The 20,220-nt window shown below is 73.1% G+C and carries 18 protein-coding genes; 7 read left to right on the forward strand and 11 right to left on the reverse strand.

Annotated elements, in window-relative coordinates:
• From D7231_RS38185 to D7231_RS29790, 3 genes are all read right to left on the reverse strand, one after another.
• A partial coding sequence (locus D7231_RS38185; protein WP_146166841.1) for a biotin carboxylase N-terminal domain-containing protein occupies positions 1 to 123 on the reverse strand: 123 nt, incomplete at its 3' end.
• A gap of 8 nt (positions 124 to 131) precedes the next feature.
• Entirely contained in the window at positions 132 to 1,568 is a 1,437-nt protein-coding gene (locus D7231_RS29785) for an acyltransferase domain-containing protein (protein WP_158673833.1), read from the reverse strand.
• Between the two features lie 339 nt (positions 1,569 to 1,907).
• Positions 1,908 to 2,828 (reverse strand): response regulator transcription factor, encoded by a 921-nt coding sequence (locus D7231_RS29790; RefSeq protein WP_120758725.1) that lies wholly within the window; start codon positions 2,826 to 2,828, stop codon positions 1,908 to 1,910.
• 448 nt (positions 2,829 to 3,276) lie between these two features.
• Between D7231_RS29790 and D7231_RS29795 the strand changes: the two genes are divergently transcribed.
• Positions 3,277 to 3,966 carry a ScbR family autoregulator-binding transcription factor gene (locus D7231_RS29795; RefSeq protein WP_120758726.1) on the forward strand — a complete coding sequence of 230 codons (690 nt, stop codon included), beginning with the start codon at positions 3,277 to 3,279 and terminating at the stop codon, positions 3,964 to 3,966.
• A gap of 226 nt (positions 3,967 to 4,192) precedes the next feature.
• A complete protein-coding gene (locus D7231_RS29800; RefSeq protein WP_158673834.1) occupies positions 4,193 to 5,383 on the forward strand; it encodes a sensor histidine kinase in 1,191 nt (396 codons plus the stop codon).
• Positions 5,384 to 5,446: 63 nt separating this feature from the next.
• Here the strand turns inward: D7231_RS29800 and D7231_RS29805 are convergent, their stop codons facing one another.
• The 3 genes from D7231_RS29805 to iolC all read right to left on the reverse strand — a co-directional run bounded on the left by D7231_RS29805 (position 5,447) and on the right by iolC (position 8,143).
• Positions 5,447 to 6,121: a ScbR family autoregulator-binding transcription factor gene (locus tag D7231_RS29805; RefSeq protein WP_120758728.1), complete on the reverse strand. Its 675-nt coding sequence runs from the start codon at positions 6,119 to 6,121 to the stop codon at positions 5,447 to 5,449.
• An 82-nt stretch (positions 6,122 to 6,203) separates the two neighbouring features.
• Complete coding sequence (locus D7231_RS29810; protein WP_120758729.1) at positions 6,204 to 7,082, reverse strand: Cgl0159 family (beta/alpha)8-fold protein; 879 nt, start codon at positions 7,080 to 7,082, stop codon at positions 6,204 to 6,206.
• A complete protein-coding gene (iolC, locus tag D7231_RS29815) occupies positions 7,079 to 8,143 on the reverse strand; it encodes a 5-dehydro-2-deoxygluconokinase (protein ID WP_120758730.1) in 1,065 nt (354 codons plus the stop codon). Before iolC ends, D7231_RS29810 begins: the two co-directional genes overlap by 4 nt.
• A gap of 207 nt (positions 8,144 to 8,350) precedes the next feature.
• Between iolC and D7231_RS29820 the strand changes: the two genes are divergently transcribed.
• From D7231_RS29820 to D7231_RS29840, 5 genes are all read left to right on the forward strand, one after another.
• Complete coding sequence (locus D7231_RS29820) at positions 8,351 to 9,280, forward strand: sugar phosphate isomerase/epimerase family protein (RefSeq protein WP_120758731.1); 930 nt, start codon at positions 8,351 to 8,353, stop codon at positions 9,278 to 9,280.
• A 19-nt stretch (positions 9,281 to 9,299) separates the two neighbouring features.
• Entirely contained in the window at positions 9,300 to 10,325 is a 1,026-nt protein-coding gene (locus D7231_RS29825; protein ID WP_120758732.1) for a Gfo/Idh/MocA family protein, read from the forward strand.
• Between the two features lie 399 nt (positions 10,326 to 10,724).
• Positions 10,725 to 11,747 (forward strand): Gfo/Idh/MocA family protein, encoded by a 1,023-nt coding sequence (locus tag D7231_RS29830; RefSeq protein WP_120758733.1) that lies wholly within the window; start codon positions 10,725 to 10,727, stop codon positions 11,745 to 11,747.
• A 206-nt stretch (positions 11,748 to 11,953) separates the two neighbouring features.
• Complete coding sequence (locus tag D7231_RS29835) at positions 11,954 to 12,160, forward strand: helix-turn-helix transcriptional regulator (RefSeq protein ID WP_120758734.1); 207 nt, start codon at positions 11,954 to 11,956, stop codon at positions 12,158 to 12,160.
• Between the two features lie 150 nt (positions 12,161 to 12,310).
• Complete coding sequence (locus tag D7231_RS29840; protein ID WP_120758735.1) at positions 12,311 to 12,541, forward strand: heavy-metal-associated domain-containing protein; 231 nt, start codon at positions 12,311 to 12,313, stop codon at positions 12,539 to 12,541.
• Positions 12,542 to 13,025: 484 nt separating this feature from the next.
• Here the strand turns inward: D7231_RS29840 and D7231_RS29845 are convergent, their stop codons facing one another.
• From D7231_RS29845 to D7231_RS29865, 5 genes are all read right to left on the reverse strand, one after another.
• A complete protein-coding gene (locus D7231_RS29845; RefSeq protein WP_120758736.1) occupies positions 13,026 to 14,312 on the reverse strand; it encodes a citrate synthase in 1,287 nt (428 codons plus the stop codon).
• 275 nt (positions 14,313 to 14,587) lie between these two features.
• A complete protein-coding gene (recD2, locus tag D7231_RS29850) occupies positions 14,588 to 16,807 on the reverse strand; it encodes an SF1B family DNA helicase RecD2 (protein ID WP_120758737.1) in 2,220 nt (739 codons plus the stop codon).
• Positions 16,808 to 17,026: 219 nt separating this feature from the next.
• Positions 17,027 to 17,911, reverse strand: a complete 885-nt coding sequence (locus D7231_RS29855; RefSeq protein ID WP_120758738.1) for a sugar phosphate isomerase/epimerase family protein — start codon at positions 17,909 to 17,911, stop codon at positions 17,027 to 17,029.
• Complete coding sequence (locus D7231_RS29860) at positions 17,908 to 19,062, reverse strand: dihydrodipicolinate synthase family protein (RefSeq protein ID WP_120758739.1); 1,155 nt, start codon at positions 19,060 to 19,062, stop codon at positions 17,908 to 17,910. The genes D7231_RS29855 and D7231_RS29860 overlap by 4 nt, the downstream gene beginning before the upstream one ends.
• Positions 19,059 to 20,210: a Gfo/Idh/MocA family protein gene (locus D7231_RS29865; RefSeq protein WP_120758740.1), complete on the reverse strand. Its 1,152-nt coding sequence runs from the start codon at positions 20,208 to 20,210 to the stop codon at positions 19,059 to 19,061. Before D7231_RS29865 ends, D7231_RS29860 begins: the two co-directional genes overlap by 4 nt.
• Between the last annotated feature and the right edge of the window lie 10 nt (positions 20,211 to 20,220).

Consider the following 20,220-nt stretch of genomic DNA (forward strand, 5'->3'; position numbering starts at 1 on the left):
GACATGCAACGCGTCACGGTCCGGATCCGCGTAGACCGCCACACTGGCAATCCCGGCATCCCGGCACGCGCGAGCAACGCGGACAGCGATTTCGCCACGGTTGGCGATGAGCACCTTGCGCACGATGAAGTTCACTTCTCCAGAGGGGCCGGAGCGGCCGGAGGGGCCGAAGCGGCCGGAGTGGTTTCGGCAGGGACGAGGTCGGCGGGCAGCTCCGCGGGCCGTACGGAGGTGCCGGCGAAGCAGCCGCTCCACGCGACGTGGGCACCGCGGACGTACGCCTGGGCGAGCGAGGCCAGCAGCGTGGGCGCCTCGGGCCGGGCGCGCCGCACGGTGGGCAGCAGGGCCGCCGGGCGGCCGGGCGTCAGGCAGGTCTTGCCCATGCTGGTGAGGATGGCGTCGGGGCCGACCTCCAGGTAGGTGGTGGTGCCCCGGGCCTCCAGGGTGGCCATGGCGTCGGCGAAGCGGACGGTCGCCCGGATGTGGTCCACCCAGTAGCCCGGCGTGCACATCTCGCCGGGCGAGACGGGCAGGCCGGTGACGGTGGAGACCAGCGGGATGCGCGGGCTGTGGAAGGTGATGCCCTCGATCGCGGCGCGGAAGTCGTCGAGGACGGGTTCCATCAGCGGCGAGTGGAAGGCGTGGCTGACGGGCAGGCCGCGGGTCTTGCGGCCGGCGGCGGCCAGCTCGTCGGCGATCTCCCGTACGGTCTCCTCGGCGCCCGCCAGGACCACGGACGTGGGGCCGTTGACGGCGGCGATGCCGGCGGTGGCGGTGCGGCCCTCCAGGTGGGGCGCGACGTCGGCGGCGGAGGCGAGGGCGGCGGTCATCACGCCCCCGGCCGGCAGGGCCTGCATCAGCCGGCCGCGTACGGCCACGAGGCGCGCGGCGTCCTCCAGCGACAGCACCCCGGCAGCGTGGGCGGCGGCGATCTCGCCGATGGAGTGCCCGGCCAGGACGTCGGGGCGCACGCCCCAGCTCTCCAGCAGCCAGTACAGGGCCACTTCGACGGCGAACGTCGCGGGCTGCGTGTACTCGGTGCGGCTCAGGAGCTCCGCGTCACCGCTGTCGATCACCTCGCGCAAGGGGCGCGGCAGGTGCGGGTCGAGGACGTGGCAGACCTCGTCGAAGGCCTCGGCGAAGACCGGGAACGCGGCGCGCAGCTCGGCGCCCATGCGGGGGCGCTGGGCGCCCTGTCCGGTGAAGAGGAAGGCGAGGGCGCCGTCCTGGGCCGTGCCGGTCGCGAGGCCGGGGGCGGCGGTGCCGGCGGCGAGGGCGTCCAGGCCGCTCAGGGCGTCGTCGCGGCCGCCGGCGAGGAGGACCGCGCGGTGGGGGCCGTCGGTGCCGCGGCCGGCCAGGGCGAGGGCCACGGAGGCCGCGTCCGGGGTGCCGGGGGCGTCCGCCGCGTCAGCGCCGGCGGTGCCCGCGAGGAGGTCGCGCAGCGCCGCGGCGCGGGCGCGCAGGCCCTCTTCGGTGCCGGCGGAGAGGACCCAGGGCAGCGGGGCGGGTGCTGCTTCGGGAGGTACGGGGCGCTCCAGTGTGGTGGCGCCTGCGGGTGCGTGGTCCATGGAGGCCTGCCTCGCGGTGTCGTCGGAAAATTCCAGGTCATCGGCCGGGGGTGAGCCCGCGGTACGCGTCATGGCAGCGTGCGGGCGAACGGCAGGGGCGCCGCGGGCACCGTGGTCGCCACGGCCGGCGTGCAAAGCGCCGGGGCCGCGGGACGCACAGCGGTGCGCGGGGCGGAACAGGGTGGCCGGAAGGCGGGGCGGGCAGGAAATCCTCGCGCGATTCGCGTGCTGCGCGTGATGTCCCGTTCCCCTTCGCTGCGGCTTCGTTGCCGTGCGAAAAGCATCTGGAATTGGTGACTATCCGTCAAGGTATCCCCCATCAGACCTTGGTGAACTGTGTCAGGCGATCGTCAGAGCCGTGCCGAGCTGCGCCTCCCGGGAGTTTTCCGGGGAATGCCGCTCAGCATTCCCGAGGTGCCCGAAGCGGAATCCGACGCCGCGGACGGTGATGATCCAGCCGGCGGAGCCGAGCTTGCCGCGCAGGCTGCTGACGTGGGTGTCGATGGTGCGCCCGGGCCGGGACCAGTTGTCGTCCCACACCTGCGTCATGAGCTCTTTGCGGGAAATCACCTTCTCCGGCTGCGAGGCGAGGAGACGGAGGAGGTCGAATTCCTTGCGGGTGACCTCGACCCGGCGCCCGCCGAGGCGGATCTCGCGCGTTCCCGCGTCGATGGTGAGCGGGCCGGCGGTGATGACCTGGGCGACGGAGCGGTCGCGGCCCCGGGGGCGCGCGCGGCGCATGACGGCTTCCATGCGGGCCATGAGCTCGCGAAAGCCGTACGGCTTGACGACGTAGTCGTCGGCGCCGGCTTGCAGGCCCAGGACCCGGTCGAGCTCGCTGGCGCGGGCGGTGACGGCGATGACGGGGATGTCGCTGGCGGCTCTGATGGCGCGGCAGATCTCCAGGCCGTCGAGGTCCGGCAGTTCGAGGTCGAGGAGGACGAGGTCCGCGTCGCCGTAGGCCTCCAGGGCCTTGCTCCCGGTGCCGGCGACGGAGGTGTCGTACCCGTGCCGGCGCAGGCCCTGGACCAGGGTCTCGGCGGCGCGGGAGTCGCTCTCGACCACCAGGACGCGCAGGGTGTCCTCCGCCCGGAGGCCTTCGGTCCGGCCGTTGCCGTTCCGGCCGCCCTGGGCGCTCTGGGCGACCGGGCCGGAGAGGCCGGACGGGCCGGAGACGGAGCGGGGCCGGGGGATGCGCGGTGGTGCCGCTGTCCGGCGTATGTGGGGGTCGAGAGAGCTGGTGGTGGCTTGCTGGTTCATCCGGCTGCTCCTGCACTTTCGCGCGGCGCTGGGGCCGCTGGGCCGACCATTCAACGCGAGATTACAAACCGGACTGCTGGTTTGTCAAAGGTCTTGACCTTTGCGAGGGGCGACACCCGGCCACGCGCGGCGGACGTCCTGATTCCACATCAGACACCCCCTCAACAGGCGCTTCCATGGGGGATCGGGGCCTTCGGCAGGCCATTCGCAGGGCGGGGAGCCGCGTCGGCACACATGGCAAACAGGAGGAGAATCCGGTTAATTACCCTGAGAAACAGGGTCATATCTCATTCATTCGGACAGTTGGCCGCTAGAAATAAAACCAGTTAGTTGGTTTCATGGCTCCCATGACGTTGCCCCCCCTCCCCCTTCGCACGTTCGCGCAGCTCAGCGCGGCTGCACGCGACTTCACCCGCACCACCGGAACGCACTGCTCCAAGGGCCGGCCATGACCAAGCAGGAACGGGCCATGAACACCCGTCACGCCCTGATCCGCTCCGCGGCCCAGGCGTTCGACCAGCACGGCTACACCCTGGCCAAGCTCGCCGGCATCAGCGCCGGCGCCGGCGTGAGCACGGGCGCGCTGCACTTCCACTTCGACACCAAGGCGGCCATGGCCGCGGCGGTGGAGACGGAAGCCGCCCGCATCCTGCACGCCGTCGCCCGCCGCGTCCAGCGCCGCAGCCCCTGCGCCCTGCAAGCCCTGGTCGACACCTCGCACGCGTTCGCCCAGCAGCTGTGCTGGGACGTCGTCGTCCGGGCCGGCTTCCACCTCAACTCCCGCACCTCGCACGCCTCCGAGACCGACATGCTGCGGGAGTGGCTGGAGTGTGTGCGACGGTACCTGACGCGGGCCGCGAGGGAAGGATCGATCCTCGCGGACGCCTCGGTCGAGGACATGACGGCGACGATCATCGGGGCGACGATCGGCTTCGAAGGGCTCGCCCGGCGCGACCGCGAGTGGCTCTCCCGGGCCACGCTGGCCAGCCTGTGGCGCGCGCTGCTGCCCCGGCTGGCCACGCCGGAGGCCCTGGCGCGCCTGGAGCCGGCCGGCATGGAGTGCGCGCTCAGCGCGGCCGGGGCGCTGCCGGAAGGACCGGTGGGAGGGCTGACAGGAGGGCTGACGGGAGGTCACTGACGCATCGCGTGGCTCAAAATCGACGCACCGTCCCGACCGAATACCGAGGATCCGGTCTCCTTCGGTCTTCTACGCGCCGCAAGTCCGTCATATCGGTCCGGTGGGTGCGGCAGGTTCATCACATCTCCCCCACGAATCACTCATCGCCTTCACGAGACTGTTGACAAACAGGATGACCGGTTTGTTAACGTTCAAGCGCCGGATCGACGCACACGTGGGGGGACATGTGGGAATCGCGGACGTCTCAGGGGGACATGGCGGCCGGTCGGGGTTCGCCCTGCTGGAGGCCGTCGTAGGGAACGGCTTCACGTCGGCCTTGCAGGAGGGGCTGGGCCGTTCGGCCGTCTCGTCCCTCGGTGCGCCCCGGGCGCAGGGGGCGCACGGGGCGCGGCAGTCCGCATCAGGACAGCCGGGGCAGGTAGTGGTGCCCATGGTGCCCGCGCAGCGACGCCCGGCGCCCGGGGGGAGCGCTCTCGGCGTCGATACGGGCGCGGTGATGCGCCGCTACGAGGCGGCGCTGCCGGAGGTCCTGGAGGAGCTCGGGTGCGACGCGCCCACGCTGCGCTCCTCCCTCGCCCTGCACGCGCGGTGCGTGCTGGCAGCGGCGGAATCCGCCGCCGAGCGGGGCAACTCGGCGCCCGCGTCCGCCTGGCGGGCCCCGGCGGCGCTGCGCGCGGACACCCGGATCCCGGAAGCGGCCGCGGGCCTGCTGCTGGAGTGCGCGCTCCAGGAGGTGCTGGCGTCCGGTGACCCGCGGGGGGCGGGGACCGCGCGCCGTGCGGCACGGGTGGTGCGGCTGCTCGGCGGCAGCGCCGCCACGGGGCAGGGCGACGAGGTCTGGCGGGAACGCCGGCGGCTGGCACGGGAGATCCACGACCAGCTCGGCACCTCGCTCACCCTGGCCCTGCACCACCTGGAGTCCCCCGGCACCGGCGAGGCGCGGGCCGCCGGGGATCTCGTACGCGAGGCGCTCGGGCGGTCGCGGGAGCTGGTCGGCGAGCTGCGCCTGGCGGCCGAACTGCCGCCGCTGGCACGGGCCGTCGAGGAGTTCGCCGCGCAGGCCACGCCCGGGACGCCGGTGTCCGTGGCCGCCACGGGGGACGAGTCGCTGCTGTCGGACGCCTCCCGGCGCGAGCTGTTCTGGTCCCTGCGCGAGTGCCTGGCCAACAGCTTCGTGCACGCTCCGGGCGCGGCGGTGGAGGTGACGACGCGGGTGACGCGGCGCTGGGCCCACGCCCGGGTGGAGGACGCCGGGCCCGGCTTCGACGCGGCGCGCGTCATGTGCGCACCGGCGGCCGGGGGGCTGCGGTGGGTGCGCGAGCGCATCGAGGACATCGGCGGCCGGGTGACGCTGGAGAGCACGCCGGGAGAGGGGACCCGGGTGAGCATCCACGTACCGCTGCTGGCGCGCGGCTGAGGGGGCCGGCGGCGCTCCGAGGCAAGGCCGGAAGCGAGGCGCTGAGGCTGTGGCGGCCGGCGCTCAAGCCGTGGCGGCTGCGGCTTCCTCTTGCCGGGCATGATGTTGCGCCTGGTGGAGCTTCCAGACGCGGGCCCCGCGGTCGGGAGAGGTGTCGAGGTTCCGCAGCGCGCCGGGGACGGCGATGCCGGGCAGGAAGGTGTCGTAGAGAAGGGCGATCCGCTTCTCCAGGGCGCCGCTCTCGTCGTGGGCGGTGGCGAGGATCTCCACGCCGGTCCACGCGCCGACGAAGAGCGTGGCCGTCGCACCGGGGTCGACGTGGGGCAGCACCTCGCCCTGCGCCTTGGCCTCGGCCAGCTGCCCCGCGATGAAGTCGATCCAGGCGGGCCACGAAGTGCCGAACAGGTCACGGGCCTTGCGGTCGGCGGAGAGCCGGACGGAGGCGCTCAGCAGGGGCTCGGCGGGCAGGCGGTGGGCGAGGACCATGCCCACGTCGACCCACTCCTGCAACCTCGACTCCTGGGGCAGGATGCCCTCCAGGGTCAGCGCCTGGTCGAGGACCCCGCGGGCCAGCTCCTCCTTGGAGGCGAAGTGGAAGTACAGGGCGCCCTTGGTCACGCCCGCGCGCGCGAGGATCTGCGCGATGGTCGTCGACTCGTAGCCGAACTCGTCGAAGACGGCGCCGGCCGCTTCCAGGATCAGACGGCGCGTGCGAACCGCCCGCTCCTGCTTCGCCACGAGGAACCTCCGTGCTGGTGAACCCTGCCTAAAGATACGTACCGTACGGTACGGATCTTACATGGAGCTCCTCCATGAGGCGTCACAGCAGACCGACCGCCGTGTCCACAGCCCTTGCCACGTCCCCGTCCGCGGGGTAGAGGAGCGCCCGTCCCGCGACCAGCCCCTGGACCGTCGGCAGGCGCAGCGCCGACCGCCAGCGCTCGTACGCCGCGTCCTGGTCGCCGCCCACGTCGCCGCCCAGCAGCACCGCCGGCAGCGTCGACGTCTCCATCACCCGTGCCATGTCCGCGGGGTCGTCCGTCACCGGCACTTTCAGCCACGTGTACGCGGACGTCCCGCCCAGCCCGGAGGCGATGGCGATGGCCGTCGTGACGGCGTCGGCGCTGAGGTCGTTGACGACGCGGCCGCCGGCACGGCGGGACAGGAACGGTTCGACGAATACCGGCAGCCGCCGGGCGGCCATCTCGTCGACGGCGCGGGCGGCCGCGTGCAGGGTCCGGAGCGAGCCGGGGTCGGCGGGGTCGATGCGCAGGAGCAGCTTCCCGGCGTCGAAGCCGAGCGCGGCCAGGTCCTCCGCGCGCGGCCCGGTGAAGCGGTCGTCCAGCTCGAAGGCCGCGCCGGCGAGCCCGCCGCGGTTCATGGACCCGATGACGACCTTGTTCTCCAGCGCGCCGAGCAGCAGCAGGTCGTCCAGGATGTCGGCGGAGGCCAGCACGCCGTCGACGCCGGGCCGCGACAGCGCGAGGCAGAGCCGCTCCAGCAGGTCGGGCCGGGCGGCCATGGCGAACGGCCGGTCGCCGACGGCGAGGGCGCCGCGGGCGGGGTGATCCGCCGCGATGACCATCAGCCGCCCGCTCTCCCCGACCAGCGCCCGCCGGCCGCGGCGCGCGGCGGCCTCGGCGATGGCCTCGGGGTGCCGGCTGCGGATGCGGGGCAGATCCGCGATGCGCACACTCACGAGCGGGGGACCTCCGTATCGGATTCTGCGGCCCCGCCCGGAGGACCGGACGTGGCCAGCAACGCCTCGATCTCCTCCCCCGTCGGCATCGCCGCCGAGCACGACAGGCGCGAAGCCACCAGCGCGCCCGCCGCGTTGGCGAAGCGGAGCGTGCGTTCCAGGGGCCAGCCGGACAGCAGGCCGTGGCACAGCGCGCCGCCGAAGGCGTCGCCCGCGCCGAGGCCGTTCACCACGTCCACCTCCACGGGCGGCACTTCCGCCGTCGTCCCGTCGCGGTGGACGGCGAGGACGCCCTCGGGTCCCCTTTTGACCACGGCGAGTTCGACTCCGGCGCCGAGCAGCGCCCGCGCCGCGGCGTGCGGCGCGCGCTCGCCCGTGGCGACCTCGCACTCGTCGGCGTTGCCGACGGCGACCGTGGCGTGGGCGAGGGCCGCGGCGTAGTGCGGCCGGGCGGCGGCCATGGCGGCCGGGCCCGTACGCCCGCCGTGCCCCGACGCGCCGCCCTCGCCGCCCCAGAACAGCGGCCGCCAGTCCAGGTCGAGGACCGTGACGCCGCGCCGGCCCCGCGCCGCGAGCGCGGCCAGCGTCGCGGCCCGGCTGGGCTCCTCGCACAGCCCGGTGCCGGTCGCCCAGAAGATCCGGGCGGCCCGGATCGCGCCGAGGTCCAGCTCGTCGGCGCGGATCTCCAGGTCGGGCGCCTTGGGGCGGCGGTAGAAGTAGAGCGGGAAGTTATCCGGCGGGAAGATCTCGCAGAACGTCAGGGGCGTCTGGTACGCGGCGACGGGCGTCACCCACCGGTCGGCCACGCCGAAGCCGCGCAGCGCGTCGTGGAGGAACTCGCCGAAGGGGTCCGCGCCGGTGCGGCTGATGAGCGCCGCGCGCCGGCCGAGCCGCGCCGCGGCGACCGCGACGTTCGCGGGCGAGCCGCCCAGGAACTTGCCGAAGGTCTCGGCCTTCGCCAGCGGCACCCCGGTCTGCAAGGGGTAGAGGTCCACGCCGACCCGGCCCATGGTGATCAGGTCGAAAGACGTGCGCGCACGCGGGTGGCTCGGTCGGCTCATCGGCGCCCTTCCTGCTGCTTGCTGTTTGCGGCTTCCTGCTGCTTGCTCCTGCTTGCTGCGGATCCGGCTCGGGTCATTGTCCTTACATATAGACGTGAACGGAAGACATCTTGACGTAACGTCCGTATGTCAGGACGTAGCCTTGACACTCCCCCGTACCGCGGGGAAGCTACGGGCAACCCAGCCCCTCGCCCGAGGAGGAGCCCCATGCCCGCTCCCGACGCGAACGCGAACCTCCCCTCACCGCACCGCCGGATCCGGGTCGGCTCCGCCCCCGACTCCTGGGGCGTCTGGTTCGCCGACGATCCGGCCCAGCTGCCCTGGCGGCAGTTCCTGGACGAGGTCGCCGACGCGGGCTACGAGTGGATCGAGCTGGGCCCGTACGGCTATCTGCCCACCGATCCGGCCCGGCTGCGCGACGAGACGCAGCGGCGCGGCCTCACGGTCTCCGCCGGCACGGTCTTCACCGCGCTGCACCGCGGGCCGGACACCTGGGAGGCGACGTGGGCGCACGTCGCGCCCGTCGCGGAGCTCACCGCCGCGATGGGGGCGCGGCACCTCGTCGTCATCCCCTCCTTCTGGCGCGACGACAAGACCGCCGAGCTCGTCGAGGACCCCGAGCTGACCGCGGATCAGTGGCGGCACCTCACCGCCGGCATGGAGCGGCTCGGCCGCGAGGTCCGCGAGCGCTACGGGCTCGGGATCGTCGTCCACCCGCACGCCGACACGCACATCGACACCGAGGCGCACGTCGAGCGCTTCCTCGACGCCACCGACGCGTCGCTGGTCGCCCTGTGCCTGGACACGGGGCACTACGCGTACTGCGGCGGCGACAGCGTCAAGCTCATCGAGACGTACGGGGAGCGGATCGGCTACCTCCACCTCAAGCAGGTGGATCCGGAGGTCCTCGCGGACGTCCGCGCCAGGGGGACGGCGTTCGGGCCCGCCGTCCGGCAAGGCGTCATGTGCGAGCCGCCGCGGGGCGTTCCCGCGCTGGAGCCGGTCCTCGACGCGGCCTCCCGGCTGGACGCGGACCTGTTCGCCATCGTGGAACAGGACATGTACCCGTGCCCGCCGGACCGTCCACTGCCCATCGCGCGGCGCACGCGGGGCTTCCTGCGCGGCTGCGGCGTCTGAGACCGGGAGACTTGCACGCATGAATGAGGCACGTGGAGGCACACTCGGCGTCGCGGTCATCGGCACGGGCCGGATGGGCTCCGACCACGTCCGGCGCCTCGACCGGGTCATCAGCGGGGCCCGCGTCAGCGCGGTCATAGACGTCGACGGCGAGCGCGCCGAGCGGATCGCGGGCGGCGTCCCCGGCTGCACCGCGTACACCGACGCGGCCGCCGCGATGGACGCCGGCGGCGTGGACGCCGTGCTCATCGCCTCGCCCGGGCCCGCGCACGAGGCGGCGCTGCTGGACGCCTTCGCGCGGGACCTGCCCGTGCTGTGCGAGAAGCCGCTCACGCCCGGCGCGGAGTCCGCGCTGCGGGTGATGGAGGCCGAGGTCCGGCTCGGGCACCGGCGGGCGCAGGTGGGGTTCATGCGCCGCTACGACACGGAGTACGTGCAGCTGAAGGCGCTGCTCGACGGCGGCGGGCTCGGGCGGGCGCTGATGCTCCACTGCCGGCACCGGAACGTGGCCACGCCGCCGGGCTTCACCGAGGCGATGATGATCAACGACTCGGTGGTGCACGAGGTCGATGCCACGCGGTGGCTGCTGGGGCAGGAGATCACGGCGGTGAGCGTGGTGAAGCCGGCCCCTTCGCCGGCCGCGCCGGAGGGTCTGAGCGACCCTCAGCTGGTCCTGCTGGAGACGTCCGGCGGCGCCCTGGCCGACGTCGAGGTCTTCGTCAACTGCGGCTTCGGCTACCAGGTGCAGTGCGAGGCGGTCGGCGAGCGCGGCAGCGCGCGGCTGGGCGACGCGCACGGCCTGTACGTGAACGCCGCCGGCCGCTGGGGCGGCGCCATCGCCCAGGACTACGTCGACCGCTTCCGCGAGGCGTACGACCGCGAGCTCCAGCACTGGGTCGACGCGGCCCGCCGAGGCGTGACAGAGGGCCCGAGCGTCTGGGACGGCTACGCGGCGGCGGCGGTCTGCGAGGCGGGCGTCCGGGCGCAGTCGTCCGGCGCCCGGACGGAGGTCGTCCTGCCGGCGCGCCCGGCAATGTACACATGACACCGCGTGCCAGGACGCCGTGCGGCGGCGCCGGACAGCCCGGCGGGGCAGCGCCCCCTCCCTCCCGCCGCAACGGCGATCAGCCACCACGGCGAAGACCGGCGGTGCCGAACCGCCGGATGCCGTACGGCACCGCCGGACAGCCCGGTGGGGGTTGCGCACCGCCGCGGCGGGATGTTCACGCCTACGGCGAAGGCCCACAGCCGGGCAGGCCATGCCGCACAGGCATCTCTCCCGCCGCAACGGCGATCAGCCACCACGACGGAAACCGGCGGTGCCGAGCCGGCAGACGCCGTACGGCACCGCCGGACACCCCGGCAGGGCCCCGCACCCCGACGGGCGGCGCCCGGCTTCCCCCGGCGGAAGCCGGCGGGGCACCCCACAAGGACGGAGTCAGGCATGCGGATCGGAGTCGTCGGGGCCGGGCGGATCGGGGCGCATCATGCTGAGACGCTCGCCTCCCTCGGCGGCGTCGAGGAACTCGTCATCGCGGACACCGACCCGCACCGCGCAGCGGACGTCGCAGCGGACGTCGCAGCGCGCGTCCGGGCCCGTACCGCCCCCTCCCCCGAGGCCGTGTTCGACGGCGGCGCCGACGCGATCGTGATCGCGGCGACCACCGCGGCCCACCCCGCCCTGATCGCGCGGGCGGCCCGCGCCGGCCTCCCCGCGTTCTGCGAGAAGCCCGTCGCCCTCGACATCCCCGGCACGCTGCGCGCGCTCCGCGAGGTGGACGCGGCGGGCACCCTCCTGCAACTGGGCTTCCAGCGCCGCTTCGACGCCGGATTCCTCGCGGCCCGCACCGCCCTCCGGGCCGGCCGCCTGGGCCGCGTGCACACGATCCGCGCCGTCACCTCGGACCCCGCACCCCCGCCCGCCGCGTTCCTGGCGCGGTCCGGCGGGCTGATCCGGGACTGCCTGGTGCACGACTTCGACGCCGTCCGGTGGCTGACGGGCCGCGAGGTGACGGAGGTGTACGCCCGCGGCGCGACCGGCGGGGCGTCCGCGGCCGTCTTCGAGGAAGCGGGCGACGTGGACACCGCCGCCGTCCTCCTCACCCTCGACGACGGCACGCTCGTCACAGCGACAGCGACCCGCTGCAACGGCGCGGGCTACGACGTCCGCATGGAGCTGTCGGGCGAGCTCGACCAGTGGATCGTGGGCCTGGACGCCCGTACGCCCGCGACGTCGGCCGAGCCGGCCGGCCCGCCCCCGCCCGCGCGCCCCTGGACCGGCTTCCTGGAGCGGTTCGCGCCCGCGTACCGCGCCGAGCTGGCCGCCTTCGTCCGGGCAGCCCACGGCGAGGCCCCCAACCCGTGCCCCGGCCGCGAGGGGCTGCACGCCCTGCTGGTGGCCGAGGCGTGCGAGACGTCCCGGCGGGAGAACCGCCCGGTGCGCGTCGCGGCGGCGCCCCCGGCCTAACACGAGCTGACGCCCGAAACAGCGTCATACGCGCGTCACAGGCGTCACGTTCCCGCCTTCCTTCCGTCACAGCCGCACCACGGCGCCGCATCAGTGGTCACTCTCCGTCGTTCAACGAACAACAGTCGTGGTGATCGACAAAGGCCGCGTCGCAGCTCCCCCGACGGATCCCCCTCTGTCGCTGCGGCGCAGCGGAGAGGCGCGAGATGACTGACCGTCGACTCTGGTCCTACAAGGAGATCGCAGCGCACATCGGTGTCCAGACCGATACCGTGCGGACCTACCGCAAGCACGGGCTGCTGCCCAAGCCCGACCACATCGAGGGCGGCAAGCCCTACTGGTACGCGGACACGGTCCGCGCCTGGGTGGCGAGCCGCCCGGGCAACCGCGCCCGGCGCGATCCGAAGAACTGACCCCCGACCCCTCCGGGCCCCGGACCGTCACGGTCCGGGGCCCCTTGCATTCCCGTTCCTTCTCCCCTCCCACTCCCCTCCCGGAATACCCCCAGGGGGTAAGCTGTTCCCCGCACAGCGCCACGATCGATCTTCCTTAGGAGAACCGTCATGAGCTCCCAGCCCACCGCCACCACCACCGTCTACCGCGTGACCGGCATGACCTGCGGCCACTGCGAGTCCGCCGTGAAGGAGGAGCTCTCCGCCCTGGCCGGCGTCACCTCCGTGCAGGCCGTGGCCGCCAGCGGCGAGGTCACCGTGGTCTCCGCGGCCCCGCTGGACGAGGAGGCCGTGCGCGCCGCCGTGGACGAGGCGGGCTACGAGCTCACCGGCCGCGTCTGACCGGCCTCCCCCCGGCCCCGCCGTCTCGCGCCCGGGCGCGCGAGACCGCACTCCAGTCCGACACGTAACCCACATAAGTGACACAACACCCACACAAGCGGGACCTTGCCCGACTGCGCCCGTTATGGCAGGAGACCTAGATCACAGCAATGGCAACGTAACCATTGCGGGGGGTCGTGGGTCTAACCGGGCAGTGCTGGATCGTCTTGGGGGACGGTACCGGCCACGCGTGGCCGGGGCACGTACCCGGGGAGCTTTGAGCGGCCCTCCCGTACGTACGCGTCCCGGCAGATCGCGTCGGCTGCGCGCACCGAGGCTCCCGGCCGGATCCCGTGGGGGGAATCCGTACCGGGGAACGGGAAGCGCCCCGCTCCGACCCGTGGGGGGATCGGCGGCGGGGCGCTTTTTCCAAGGCCCGTGCGCCCATGCGAAAAGCCCTGAGAGCCATGGCGGCTCTCAGGGCTTTTGTCGGCTGCGGGGCGCGTCAGGCGCGCTCGACCGGCAGGTCGCGCTCGACGACGCCGGTGTAGATCTGGCGCGGACGGCCGATCCGGGAACCCGGCTCCTTGATCATCTCGTGCCACTGCGCGATCCAGCCCGGAAGGCGGCCGAGCGCGAAGAGCACGGTGAACATCTCGGTCGGGAAGCCCATGGCCCGGTAGATCAGACCCGTGTAGAAGTCCACGTTCGGGTAGAGGTTGCGCGAGACGAAGTAGTCGTCGGAGAGCGCGTGCTCTTCCAGCTTCAGCGCGATGTCGAGCAGCTCGTCGGACTTGCCGAGCGCCGAGAGGACATCGTGCGCCGCCGCCTTGATGATCTTCGCCCGGGGGTCGAAGCTCTTGTAGACGCGGTGCCCGAAGCCCATCAGGCGGACGCCGTCCTCCTTGTTCTTCACCTTGCGGATGAAGGAGTCGACGTCGCCGCCGTTGGCCCGGATGCCCTCGAGCATCTCCAGCACCGACTGGTTGGCGCCGCCGTGCAGCGGGCCCCACAGGGCGTTGATGCCGGCGGAGATCGACGCGAACAGGTTGGCCTGCGAGGAGCCCACCAGGCGCACGGTCGACGTGGAGCAGTTCTGCTCGTGGTCGGCGTGCAGGATCAGCAGCTTGTCCAGGGCGCTGACGACGACCGGGTCCAGCTCGAACTCGGCGGCGGGCACCGAGAACGTCATGCGCAGGAAGTTCTCGACGTAGCCGAGGTCGTTGCGCGGGTAGACGATCGGGTGGCCGATCGACTTCTTGTACGCGTACGCCGCGATCGTCGGCAGCTTGGCGAGCAGCCGGATCGTGGAGAGGTGACGCTGCTTCTCGTCGAACGGGTTGTGGCTGTCCTGGTAGAAGGTCGACAGCGCGCTGACCACGGAGGACAGCATGGCCATCGGGTGGGCGTCACGCGGGAAGCCGTCGAAGAACCGCTTGACGTCCTCGTGCAGCAGGGTGTGCTGGGTGATCTCGCCCTTGAAGGTCGCCAGCTCGTCGGTCGACGGCAGCTCGCCGTTGATCAGCAGGAAGGCGGTCTCGAGGAAGGAGCTGCGCTCGGCGAGCTGCTCGATCGGGTAGCCCCGGTAGCGCAGGATGCCCTGCTCACCGTCGAGGTAGGTGATCGCGGATTTGTAGGCGGCGGTGTTGCCGTAACCGGAGTCCAGGGTCACCAGACCGGTCTGGGCGCGGAGCTTGCTGATATCGAAGCCCTTGTCGCCGACGGTGCTGTCGACCACCGGGTAGGTGTATTCGCCGTCCCCGTACCGCAGTACTACAGAGTTGTCGCTCACGTCATCCCTCACCGACGTTGTGCCTCTTCTTCGAGGTGCCCTGACTACCCCTACCTTCCCCCATTTGGACGATGCACGTGCACTCGGGGTCGGCCATAGGGCCTAAAGACGGCACTCAGTGCCGCCCAGCCTGGCCATACTGCCCCCTTCGCCCCGGTTGGTAAACCGATGAGAGACGAATCCCACCCCGGATCCGCGCCCTCCGGGGCCTTTTCGAGGCCTCTCCGGAGCGGTAGGGGGCCGTCCGGCCCTTCACAAAACCTCCCCGATCGCCCTCACATTCCCAGTCGGTGATCGAGCGCCGTACACCTCCTGCCTGCGGATACGGTCCGCACGGCCTGCCCGAGCGCCTTCCGCGAGCCCACCAGCACCACCAGCCGTTTTGCCCGGGTTACCGCGGTATAGAGCAGATTGCGTTGCAGCATCATCCACGCACCGGTGGTGACGGGGATCACCACGGCCGGGTATTCGCTGCCCTGCGAGCGGTGGATGGTCACGGCGTAGGCGTGCGCGAGCTCGTCGAGTTCGTCGAAGTCGTAGCCCACTTCCTCGTCCTCGTCGGTGCGCACGGTGAGCCGCTGCTCGACGGCGTCGAGGCCGGTGACGACGCCCACCGTGCCGTTGAAGACGCCGTTCTGCCCCTTTTCGTAGTTGTTGCGCACCTGGGTGACCTTGTCGCCGACGCGGAAGACCCGGCCGCCGAAGCGCTTCTCGGGCAGCTCGGGCCGGGCCGGCGTGATCGCCTGCTGGAGCAGTCCGTTGAGGGTGCCGGCACCGGCCGGGCCGCGGTGCATCGGCGCCAGCACCTGGACGTCCCGGCGGGGGTCGAGCCCGAACTTGGCGGGGATGCGCCGGGCCGCCACGTCCACGGTGAGCCGGCCGGCCTCCTCGGTGTCCTCCTCGGGGAAGAGGAAGAAGTCCGTCATCCCGTGAGTGATGGGCGGCGCCCCGGAGTTGATGCGGTGTGCATTGGTGACCACGCCGGACTGCTGCGCCTGCCGGAAGATGCGGGTGAGCCGGACGGCGGGGACGGGGCTGCCGGGGGCCAGGAGGTCGCGCAGCACCTCCCCGGCGCCCACGGAGGGCAGTTGGTCCACGTCGCCGACGAGGAGCAGGTGGGCGCCCGGCGGCACGGCCTTGACGAGCTTGTTGGCCAGCAGCAGGTCGAGCATGGACGCCTCGTCCACGACCACCAGGTCGGCGTCCAGGGGGCGGTCCTTGTCGTACGCGGCGTCGCCGCCGGGCTTGAGCTCCAGGAGCCGGTGGACGGTGGACGCCTCGGCGCCCGTGAGCTCGGAGAGCCGCTTCGCGGCCCGCCCGGTGGGGGCCGCGAGGACCACCTTGGCCCCCTTGGCGCGGGCCAGTTCGACCACGGAGCGGACGGTGAAGGACTTGCCGCAGCCCGGCCCGCCGGTGAGCACGGCGACCTTGCTGGAGAGCGCGAGCCGGACCGCGTCCCGCTGCTCGGGGGCGAGCTGCGCGCCCGTGCGGCCCGCGAGCCAGGTCAGGGCCCGGTCCCAGTCGACGTCCTGGAAGGCGGCGAGCCGGTCGGCGCCGTCGCCGAGCAGCCGCTTGAGCTGCCCGGCCAGGGAGAGTTCGGCGCGGTGGAAGGGGATGAGGTAGACGGCGGTGACGGGCTGCCCGTCCTCGGCGCCGGGGACCTTCTCGCGGACCACCCCCGCCGCCCCTTCCCCGCTCTCCTCCGCCGCCAGTTCGGCGAGGCAGTCGATGACGAGCCCGGTGTCCACCTGGAGGAGCTTCACGGCGTCGGCGATCAGCCGCTCCTCGGGGAGGTAGCAGTGGCCCTGGTCGGTGGACTGGGAAAGGGCGTACTGGAGGCCGGCCTTGACCCGCTCGGGGCTGTCGTGCGGGATGCCCACGGCCTGGGCGATGCGGTCGGCGGTGAGGAAGCCGATGCCCCACACGTCGGCGGCCAGGCGGTAGGGCTGGTTGCGGGTGACGGAGATGGAGGCGTCCCCGTACTTCTTGTAGATGCGCACGGCGATGGAGGTGGAGACCCCGACGCCCTGGAGGAAGACCATGACCTCCTTGATGGCCTTCTGCTCCTCCCAGGCGGCGCCGATCAGCTTCGTGCGCTTCGGGCCGAGGCCGGGCACCTCGATCAGGCGGCCGGGGTCGCTCTCGATGACGTCGAGGGTGTCCGTGCCGAAGTGCTCGGTGATGCGGTCGGCGATGCGCGGACCGATGCCCTTGATCAGGCCGGAGCCGAGATAGCGGCGGATGCCCTGGATGGTGGCGGGCAGGACCGTGGTGTAGTTCTCGACGGTGAACTGCCGCCCGTACTGCGGGTGGGAGCCCCAGCGGCCCTCCAGCCGCAGCGACTCCCCCGGCTGCGCGCCGAGGAGCGAGCCGACCACCGTGAGGAGGTCACCGCTGCCGCGGCCGGTGTCGACGCGCGCGACCGTATAGCCGCTCTCCTCATGGGCGTAGGTGATCCGCTCCAGGACACCTTCGACGACTGCCATCTGGACCATGCACCGACGGTACCGCCGGGGTCCGACAAGGGTTCGGGCCTGTGGATAACCCCGAACGGGCAGGACACCGGGTAACGCAGAGGGGCCCGGTCCGACGACCGGGCCCCTCGTATCCCCCCAAAACCGGCTTCCTCCGAATCCCCCCGGATCCCTCCCCAGGAAGCCCGATGCCATGTACGACCCGTCCGGGCCGCAAAGGGTTGCAACGCTTTCAAGGAGTTATTTTTCCGTTACCCTATGTGCGATTTCAGGGTTCGCGGCTACCTCAGGTCGAGCAAGCACATACCGACGGTAACGTTCCAGCGTCTCGGCGAGGACTTCCGCTCCGTCTCCGGCCCACAGCCGCGTGCTGAAGATTTCGGCCTCGACCGGCCCCCGATAGCCCGCGGCGGTGGCCTGTTCGAAGAACCGGTGGAGGTCGACGCAGCCGTCGCCGAGCTGGCCGCGGCCGAGCAGCGCCCCTTCCGGCAGCGGCGTGACCCAGTCAGCGAGCTGGAGGGCCGCGATCCGGCCGCCCTCCCCCGCCCGCGCGAGCTGCCCGGGCACGGTGTCGTCCCACCACAGGTGGTAGCTGTCGGCCACGACGCCGACCTGGTCGGCGGGGAACCGCTCAACCAGGTCGAGGGCCTGACGGAGCGTGGAGACGACGCTGCGGTCGGAGGCGTACATGGGGTGCAGCGGCTCGATCGCGAGCCGGACGCCGTGCCCGGCCGCGTACGGGGCGAGACCGGCGAGCGCCTCCGCCACCCGCTCGCGCGCGCCGGGCAGGTCGCCCGAGCCCGGCGGCAGCCCGCCCGGGACGAGGACGAGGACGGGCGCCCCCAGCTCGGCGGCCTGCTCGACGGCCGCCCGGTTGTCCGCGAGCGCGGCCGCCCGCGCCGCGGGCTCGGGCGAGGTCAGGAAGCCGCCGCGGCACAGGCTGCTGACGCGCAGTCCGTGCGCCCGCACGAGCCGCCCGGCGGCGGCCGCCCCGTACTCCTGCACGGGCCCGCGCCACAGCCCCACGTACCGCACCCCCGCCGCCGCGCATCCCGTCGCGAGCTCAGGCAGCGACCACTGCCGCACGGTCTGCTGGTTGAGGCTGAAGCGCGCGAGGCCGGTCACGGCTCCACCCCGTGGACGGCCAGCAGCTGACGCATCCTGGCCTCGGCGAGGCGGGGGTCGGGGAACAGGCCGAGGCCGTCGGCCAGCCGGTACGCGCGCGCGAGGTGCGGCAGGGAGCGCGCCGCGTGCCCTCCTCCCGCCATGGTGAAGTGGGCCTGGTGCCCGGAGAGCCACGCGAGCAGCACGATCCCCGTCTTGTAGCAGTGCGTCGGCGGTGCGAAGAGGTGGCGGGCCAGGGGGACGGTGGGGTCCAGGAGGGCGCGGAAGCGGTCCCGGTCGCCCCGGTCGAGCGCCCGCGCCGCGTGGGCGGCGAGGGGCGCCAGCGGGTCGAACACGCCGAGCAGGGCGTCGCTGTGGCCGCCGGCGCCGCCCTCGACGAGGTCCGGGTAGTGGAAGTCGTCGCCCGTGTAGCAGCGCACGCCGGCGGGCAGCCGGCGGCGCAGGGCGCGCTCGCGGTCCGCGTCCAGCAGCGACACCTTGACGCCGTCGACCTTGTCCGGCCGGGCGGCGATGACGTCCAGGAGGGTGTCCGCGGCGGCGTCCGGGTCGGTGCTGCCCCAGTAGCCCTCCAGCGCGGGGTCGAAGGCCGGGCCCAGCCAGTGCAGGATCACGGGCCGTGCGCTCTGCCGCAGCAGGGTGCCGTAGACGTCGCGGTAGTCGTCCGGGCCGGCGGCGACGGCGGCCAGGGCCCGCGAGGCCAGCAGGACGGCCTGAGCGCCCGCCGCCTCCACGAGGTCCAGCTGTTCCTCGTAGGCGGCGGTGACGGCCGCCAGGGGGCCGTACGGGGGCGTGAGCTGGTCGGTGCCGGCTCCGCAGACGATGCGGCCGCCCGAGGCCTTCGCCTCCGCGGCGGAGCGCCGGATCAGCTCGGCCGCGGCGGGCCAGTCGAGGCCCGCGCCGCGCTGGGCCGTGTCCATCGCCTCGGCGACTCCGAGGCCGTGCGCCCACAGGTGGCGGCGGAAGGCCAGGGTGGCGTCCCAGTCGAGGGCGGCCGGGCCGTAGGGCGTGGTGTTCCCCAGGGGGTCGGCGACGACGTGGGCGGCGGCGAGGACGGCGCGGGAGGCGGGCGGCGGTCCGGGCGCGAGGTCCAGGGCCCGGCCTGTGGGCTCGTACGGGCGCAGCCGCCCGCCGGCGTCGGGCAGGCGGATCACGGGGCGGTCACCTGCCAGTGCATCCGTCGGCCTTCCCGGGCGGACGTCCGGGCCAGGCTCGCGAGCCGTACGCCGCGGGCGCCCGCGCGCAGGTCGTAGGGCCAGGGCTCGTCCAGGGCGACGTGCCGCAGGAACAGTTCCCATTGCACCTTGAAGGCGTTGCCGAACGGCTCGTTGCCGGGGACCTCCTGCCATTGCGTGCGGAAGCCGCCGTCGGCGGGGACGTCGGGGTCCCAGACGGGCTTGGGGGTGACGGAGCGGTGCTGGACGCGGCAGTCGCGCAGCCCGGCGACGGCCGAGCCCTCGGTGCCGTCGACCTGGAACTCCAGCAGCTCGTCGCGGTGGACGCGCACCGCCCAGGAGGAGTTGAGCTGGGCGACGACGCCGCCCTCCAGCTCCATGATCGCGTAGGCGGCGTCGTCGGCGGCCGCGCGGTAGGGCTTGCCGCTCTCGTCCCAGCGGTGCGGGATGTGGGTGGTGACGTGGGCCTGGACGCTCCGTACGGGGCCGAAGAGGTCCCGCAGGACGTACTCCCAGTGGGGGAACATGTCGGCGGTGATGCCGGCGTCCGCGTCGCGGTAGTTCCAGGAGGGGCGCTGGGCGGGCTGCCAGTCGCCTTCGAAGACCCAGTAGCCGAACTCTCCCCGTACGGACAGGACGCGGCCGAAGAAGCCGCCGTCGACGAGCCGCTTGAGCTTGCGGATGCCGGGGAGGAAGAGCTTGTCCTGGACGACGCCGTTCTTCACGCCGGCCGCCGCGGCGCGGTCGGCGAGGTCCAGCGCCCCGCCCCAGTCGCAGGCGACCGGTTTCTCGCAGTACACGTGCTTGCCCGCGTCGATGGCCCTGCGCAGGGCCGGCTCGCGGGCGGAGGTGGCCTGGGCGTCGAAGTAGACGTCCACGGCGGGGTCGGACAGGACGGTGTCGAGGCCGGTGGTCCACCGGTCGAGGCCGTACCGTCCGGCGAGCTCTTTCAGCCGGGCCTCGCTGCGGCCGACGAGGACGGGCTCCGGCCACAGGCGGGTGCCGTCGCCGAGGTCGAGGCCGCCCTGCTCCCGCAGGGCGAGGATCGAGCGGACGAGGTGCTGGCGGTGCCCCATGCGGCCCGTGACGCCGTTCATGGCGATCCGCAGGGTGCTGCGTGCGCGCATCGTGCGTTCC

Source organism: Streptomyces klenkii (assembly GCF_003626645.1).
GTDB lineage: Bacteria > Actinomycetota > Actinomycetes > Streptomycetales > Streptomycetaceae > Streptomyces > Streptomyces klenkii.